Source organism: Dactylosporangium salmoneum, from assembly GCF_039532525.1.
GTDB lineage: Bacteria > Actinomycetota > Actinomycetes > Mycobacteriales > Micromonosporaceae > Dactylosporangium > Dactylosporangium salmoneum.
Genome location: NZ_BAAARV010000133.1, coordinates 1 through 6,021, shown reverse-complemented (window position 1 = coordinate 6,021; position 6,021 = coordinate 1). Strand labels below are relative to the sequence as shown.

The following is a 6,021-nucleotide window of genomic DNA, read 5'->3' as shown; positions in this document are numbered from 1 at the left end:
GCGGCCACGTCGTCGGCGAGGCCCGCGGCCGCCGCGGCCCGGTGCCAGGCCCGCCGGTCGGCCGACTCGGGGCCGTCGAGAGCCTCGGCCAGGGCCCGGTGCACGGCGAGCCGGCGGGCGATCGGGGCGCCGTGGTAGACGGCGGCGCGCACGAGCGGGTGCCGGAAGCGCAGGGTCGACCCGGTCACCTCGATCAGCCGGGCCTGCTCGGCCGGGCGCAGGTCGTCCACGCCCGCGCCGTCGGCGGCCGCGGCGCGCAGGACGACGCCCAGGTCGCCGGTGTCCTCGGCGGCGGCGGCCAGCAGCGCCGCGCGGGTGGCCGCGGGCAGCCGCTCGACCTGCCCGTGGAACGCGGCCTGCAGACGCTCCGGCAGCGGGTCCGCGGCGGCGAGCGCGGCCCGACCGGCCCGCGGCAGCTCGATGAGGGCGAGCGGGTTGCCCTGCGCCTCGTTGAGGATCCGCTGCCGCAGGGCGGCATCCATCCCAGACTCCAGCAGCCGCCCGGCGTCGTCGTCGCCCAGCCCCTCCATCCGTACCTCGGGCAGCCCGGGCGCGGCGAACCCGCCGTCGCGCGCGGCGAGCACCAGCGCCACCCCCTCGCCGGCGAGGCGGCGGGCGGCGAACAGCAGCGCGTCGGCGGAGACGGAGTCGAGCCACTGGGCGTCGTCGACGAGGCACAGCACCGGCCCGTCCCCGGCCGCCTCGGCCAGCAGCGACAGCACCCCGAAGCCGACCAGCAGCCGGTCGACCTCGCCGACCGGCCCGAGGCCGAAGGCGCCGGACAGCGCGGCCCGCTGCGGGGCCGGGAGCCGGTCGAGGTGGGCCAGCACCGGGCGCAGCAGCTGGCTCAGCCCGGCGAAGGGCAGGTCGGCCTCGAACTCCACGCCGCCGCCGCGCAGCACCAGTGCGGCCGGCAGCCGGGCGGCCCAGTCCAGCAGCGCGGTCTTGCCGATGCCTGGCCCGCCGCGCAGCACCAGGGCGCCGCCGGACCCGTCGCGGGCCGCCTCGGTGAGCGCGCGCAGCCGTTCCTGTTCCCCCGTCCGGCCGTACAGCACGCACCGACCCTACATGCCGGTCACGATTACCTAAGCGATGCCGATTCCGCCGGCCGCGATGCTTCGTAGCGTCCTGAACCATGACGACAACGACGATCACCGCCGCGGCGACCGGCGCCCACACCGAGCCCCGGGCCCCGCGCGGCGTCCTGCCCGCCCTGCTCACCGTCACGTTCATGACCGCGCTGGACTTCTTCATCGTCAACGTGGCGATGCCCGCGATCCAGCGCGACCTGCGCGCCGGCCCGTCCGCCCTGCAGTGGGTGGTGGCCGGGTTCGGCCTGGCCCTCGCCGCCGGGCTCATCACCGGCGGCCGGCTCGGCGACATCTACGGCCGCCGCCGGGTGCTCGCGACCGGCCTGACGCTGTTCACGGTGGCCTCGGCGCTGTGCGGGGTCGCGCCGGCCCCCTGGGCGCTCGTCGCCGGGCGGGTGCTGCAGGGCGCCGGGGCCGCCCTGATCATGCCGCAGACCCTGGCCGTGCTGCGCACCGCGGTGCCGGCGCCGGCGCAGCCCAAGGCGTTCGCGCGCTACGGCCTCACGCTGGGCCTCGGCGCCGTCTTCGGCCAGGTGGTCGGCGGGGTGCTCATCAAGGCCGACCTGTTCGGCCTCGACTGGCGGCTGTGCTTCCTGATCAACCTGCCGGTCGGCGTCGCCGCACTCGCCATGCTGCGGGCCGTCCCCGAGTCGAAGGGCACCGGCAGCCGGCTCGACCTGCCCGGCGCGGTCCTGGTCACGGCGGCCCTGGTCGCCCTCGTCCTGCCGCTCATCCAGGGCCGCGAGCTGGGCTGGCCGCTGTGGACGTGGCTGTGCCTCGGCCTGGCCGCCGTGCTCTTCGCCGGTTTCCTTGCCCATCAGCGGTACCGCAGGAGCCCGCTCGTCGACCTGAGCATGTTCCGCCGCAAGGCGTTCAGCACCGCCCTCGTCGCCGTGCAGGCGTTCTGGATGGGGCAGGCGTCGTTCTTCCTCGTGCTGGCGCTGTACCTGCAGTCCGGCCGGGGCCTGTCGGCACTCGAGTCGGGGGCGGTGTTCATGGCGGTCGGCGGCGGCTACCTGCTCACCTCGACCAACGCGCACCGCATCGCGGCCCGGATGGGCCGGCAGTCGGTCACGGCCGGCGCGCTGGTGATGGCCGCCGGGCTGGCCGCGATGACGGTGGCGGCCACCCATTCCATCGCCTGGCTGCTGCCGGGCCTGGCCCTGGAGGGCGTCGGCATGGGCATGGCCCTCGCGCCGCTGACCACCCTGGCGCTCACCAACGTGGCCCCCGAGCACGCCGGCGCCGCGTCGGGTGTGCTGGCCACGGTGAACCAGACGGGCAACGCGGTCGGGGTGGCGCTCATCGGGCTCGCGTTCTACCACGCGGCGAGCATCACCGGCGGCTTCCAGGCGAGCCTGGTCGCGCTGGTCGTGCTCGAGGTGCTGCTCGCCGCGCTGGTGCAGCTGGTGCCCCGCCGGCGCCAGGCCTAGCGGGGATCGCAGGGTCGGGGGGTCAGGGCTGGGTGTCGCCTTCGCCGGTGTGCTCCTGGGCGGCGTCGACACCCTTCTTGATGTGCTCGGTGTATTTGCCGCCGGTGCGCTCGTCGGCGACCTCGCCGATCTTCTCCAGCGCCTGGTCGACCTTCTCGTCGTGCTGGTCGGCCAGGTTTTTGACCTTGTCGAAGAAGCTGTTCATCGCGCAACCGTACCCAACATCCCGGCCGCGGCGCCGAAGAAGTCGCCCCCCTTGCGGCGCATGTCGTCGGTGCCCCACACGCGGTCCTCGGCCGTCACCTTGCGCAGCCTCGGGATGTGCTTGGCGCAGTGGATGTACGCCTCCTCCACGAACACGTTGACCCAGCGCTCCGCCCGCCGGCCGGGCACCTGGTCGCTCGGCAGGTGCGGGAACTCGCGGCGCATCTCGGCGTCGGAGGCGAGGGTCGTGTGGCCGTTGATGTGCAGGCCGATCACGTCGCGGAAGAAGTCCACGAAGATGAGCCCGACGTTGGGGTTCTCGATCATGTTGCCGACGCTGGCCATGACGCCGTTGCCGCGGTACTCCGGCCACGCCACCCGGTCCGGCGCCAGCACGGCGACGAAGCCCGGCGGCCCGGCCCGGAACGTGCAGTCGCAGTGCCCGAGCGCATCGGCGGTGGAGACGAACATCATCTCCTGCCGCCCGACGAACTCGATCATCCGTTCGTTGAGCGCGGACAGCACCTGCTGGTCGTAGAAGCGCTCGGCCCGCTGTTCCGTTCCCGCCCGCTGCTGCATCAGCCGCTCGCCGGCCGACCCGTGTTCGCCTCGCATTGGCCACGTTTACGGGGTCTGCAGCCGCTGCCGTCGCACATCGTGTGCGAGCCATGGCCGCAGCGCTACTTCGGTGGCTCGCTGGACTGCCCGCCGTACCACCGCGGGATCCTGCGGCATCGAGGGCTCCAGCAGGGCGGCGAGGGCCCCGGTGACCGCGCCGACGAAGGCCCCGACCAGCGCGGCCGAGGTGACGTGGTCGAGCTCGTCGGGGAACGCCGCGGCCAGGTGCCGCGCGATCTCGGCCTGGGCCGCGACCTGCATCTGCAGCGCCTTGCCGCGCACCGCCGGCACCTGCTGGATGAGGCGCAGCCGCAGCGCGGCCAGCCGGCCGGTGAGGTCGTCGCTGTCGTCGCCGACGCGGTGCAGGGCGCGCAGCAGGACCTCGGCCGGCCCGTCGTCCGGCCCGCGGGCCGCGATCTCGGCGAGCGACGCCGCCACCCGCGTGTCGGACTCGGGGAAGAGCAGGTCCTCCTTCGTGGCGAAGTACCCGAAGAACGTCCGCGTCCCGATCTCGGCCGCCGCGGCGATGTCGGCGATCGTCGTCTGCTCGTACCCGTCCCGCTCGAACAGCTCGATCGCCGCCTCGACCAGCGCCTGCCGCGTGCGCTGCCGCTTCATCTCCCGCAACGACATGCCCGCAGCATATCGCACTGAGTGTTAGTTGGCACTCATTGCAAACTTGCACTCAGTGCGAATATCGTCGAGGCATGACGCCTTCGGTCCTCATCTCCGGCGCCGGCGTGGCCGGCACCACCGCCGCCTACTTCCTGGCCCGCAGCGGCTGGCGGGTCACCGTCGTCGAGCGCGCCGCCGGCGTGCGCTCCAGCGGCAACCCGGTCGACGTCCGCGGCCCGGCCCTGCCCGTGGCCCGCGCCATGGGCGTGCTGCCGGCCCTGCGCGAGCACGCCACCCACGCCGACGCCATGCGGGTCGTCGACGCGGCCGGGCGCACGATCGCCCGGCTGCCGATGCAGGCCAGCCCCGACGCCGTCGAGATCCCCCGCGCGGACCTGGCCGCGGTGCTCTTCGCCGCCGCCCGCGACCACGCCGACTTCCGCTACGACGACGCCGTCACCGCGCTGGAGCCCGACGAAACCGGCGTCGGCGTCACCTTCGACCGCGCCGCCCCGCAGCGCTTCGACCTGGTCGTCGGCGCCGACGGGCTGCACTCCGCCGTGCGCCGCCTGGCCTTCGCCCCCGAGCGCGAGGTGGTGAGCCACCTGGGCGTCTGGGTCGCGACCCTGCCCCTGGGCGGGCCGTCGGACGATCCGCGCGACGTGCTGATGTACAACGAGCCGGGCCGCATGGTCTCCGTGCACCCGGCCCGCGGCAACGCCCTGGCCGCCCTCATCTTCCGCGGCGCGGCGGTGCCCGGGATGGACCACCGGGACACGGCCGCCCACCGCCGGTTCGTCGCCGCCGCCTACGCGGGCGCGGGGTGGCGCACCCCGCAGCTGCTGGAAAGGCTGGAAACCGCCGAGCTGTACTTCGACGCCGTCAGCCGCGTGCACCTCCCGGCCTGGACCCGGGGCCGGGTGACCCTGGTCGGCGACGCCGCCTCCTGCGTCTCCCTCTTCGGCGACGGCTCGAGCCTGGCCATGGCCGGCGCGCACACCCTGGCCACGGCCCTGTCCGGCGCGCCCTCGGACCTCGGCGCGGCGCTGCGCCGCTACGAGGCCGAGCACCGCACGCGGACCGACCCGAAGGTGCGCCACGCCGGCCGCTCCGCCGCCCTGATCGTGCCCCGCTCCCGGCTGGCCCTGGCCGCCCGCAACACCGCCGCCCGCCTGCTGACCCGCCGTTAGCGCCTGCCGCATCATCGTGGCGGGGCTGCGGCGGGCCGGCCCTAACCCTCGGCCTGCGCCCGGCTCTCGCTGCCGGGAGGGAACGCCTGCTCGGGGAGCACGGGAGCCGGCGCGCCGCGCAGTCTCCACCGCGCGGCGAGCAGGCGCAGCAGGTGGCTGATCTCGACCTCGGGTACCCCTGCCCGCACACAGGCCCGCCGTAGCGGCTCGTCCAGCACGAACCGCCCCGGCGGCAATTTCCGGATCGGCCGCCCGTCGAGCCCGGCAATGGCCGCGAGCACGTGCTCCCTGCGAAACGGCACCGGCCGCCCGTCCATCGGCATCGACCGGTCATCCATCGGCACCGGCCGCCCGTCCATCGGGGCGATGCCCGCGAGCCGGCGCAGAGCGCGCCTGCCGGCGGCCGTCGCGAGGGTGCGCAGCGGCGCCGATCGGCCAGAAGCGCCGGTCACCCCCGCCGCGGTGCGCTGCGGGGGTGACGGGCCGGAAGCTCCGGACGCATCGGGCGCGGAGCGTAGCGGCGCCGATGGGTCGGAAGCGTCGGTTGCCCCCGCCGGGGTGTGCTGCGGCGCCGATGGGTCGGAAGCGTCGGTTGCCCCCGCCGGGGTGTGCTGCGGCGCCGATGGGTCGGAAGCGTCGGTTGCCCCCGCCGGGGTGTGCTGCGGCGCCGATGGGTCGGAAGCGCCGGACGCATCCGCCGCCGCGGACACGGTCGTGGCGGCGCGCCACTGGTGGAGGCGGAGGGTCACGCAGAGGCCGGCCACGGCGACGGCGGCGACGACCGCCGTGGTGGCGAGCGGCGGCGTGACGTCGGGCCCGGCCAGCCGCCCGGCGGCGAGCACGGCCAGGGCCGCCGCCATCGCACCGGCC

6 protein-coding genes and 1 pseudogene are annotated in these 6,021 nt (G+C 75.4%); 2 read left to right on the top strand and 5 right to left on the bottom strand.

Going from position 1 to position 6,021, the window contains the following annotated elements; translation table 11 throughout:
- A partial coding sequence (locus ABD352_RS53680; protein ID WP_344620428.1) for an AAA family ATPase occupies window positions 1-1,055 on the bottom strand: 1,055 nt, incomplete at its 3' end.
- An 80-nt stretch (window positions 1,056-1,135) separates the two neighbouring features.
- Between ABD352_RS53680 and ABD352_RS53675 the strand changes: the two genes are divergently transcribed.
- Complete coding sequence (locus tag ABD352_RS53675; RefSeq protein ID WP_344620427.1) at window positions 1,136-2,524, top strand: MFS transporter; 1,389 nt, start codon at window positions 1,136-1,138, stop codon at window positions 2,522-2,524.
- Between the two features lie 22 nt (window positions 2,525-2,546).
- Here ABD352_RS53675 and ABD352_RS53670 read toward each other — a convergent pair whose 3' ends face one another.
- Genes ABD352_RS53670 through ABD352_RS53660 form a run of 3 tightly spaced genes read right to left on the bottom strand, consistent with a single transcriptional unit; the run spans window position 2,547 to window position 3,979 of the window.
- A complete protein-coding gene (locus tag ABD352_RS53670) occupies window positions 2,547-2,729 on the bottom strand; it encodes an antitoxin (RefSeq protein WP_344620426.1) in 183 nt (60 codons plus the stop codon).
- Window positions 2,726-3,343 (bottom strand): pyridoxamine 5'-phosphate oxidase family protein, encoded by a 618-nt coding sequence (locus ABD352_RS53665; protein ID WP_344620425.1) that lies wholly within the window; start codon window positions 3,341-3,343, stop codon window positions 2,726-2,728. Before ABD352_RS53665 ends, ABD352_RS53670 begins: the two co-directional genes overlap by 4 nt.
- A 9-nt stretch (window positions 3,344-3,352) precedes the next feature.
- Window positions 3,353-3,979 carry a TetR/AcrR family transcriptional regulator gene (locus ABD352_RS53660; RefSeq protein WP_344620424.1) on the bottom strand — a complete coding sequence of 209 codons (627 nt, stop codon included), beginning with the start codon at window positions 3,977-3,979 and terminating at the stop codon, window positions 3,353-3,355.
- Between the two features lie 74 nt (window positions 3,980-4,053).
- Here ABD352_RS53660 and ABD352_RS53655 point away from each other — a divergent pair, with 74 nt between their 5' ends.
- A complete protein-coding gene (locus tag ABD352_RS53655; RefSeq protein WP_344620423.1) occupies window positions 4,054-5,151 on the top strand; it encodes an FAD-dependent oxidoreductase in 1,098 nt (365 codons plus the stop codon).
- Between the two features lie 41 nt (window positions 5,152-5,192).
- On the opposite strand, the pseudogene ABD352_RS53650 reads toward ABD352_RS53655, so the two are convergent.
- Window positions 5,193-6,021: pseudogene (locus ABD352_RS53650) on the bottom strand (hypothetical protein); the annotation flags it as partial.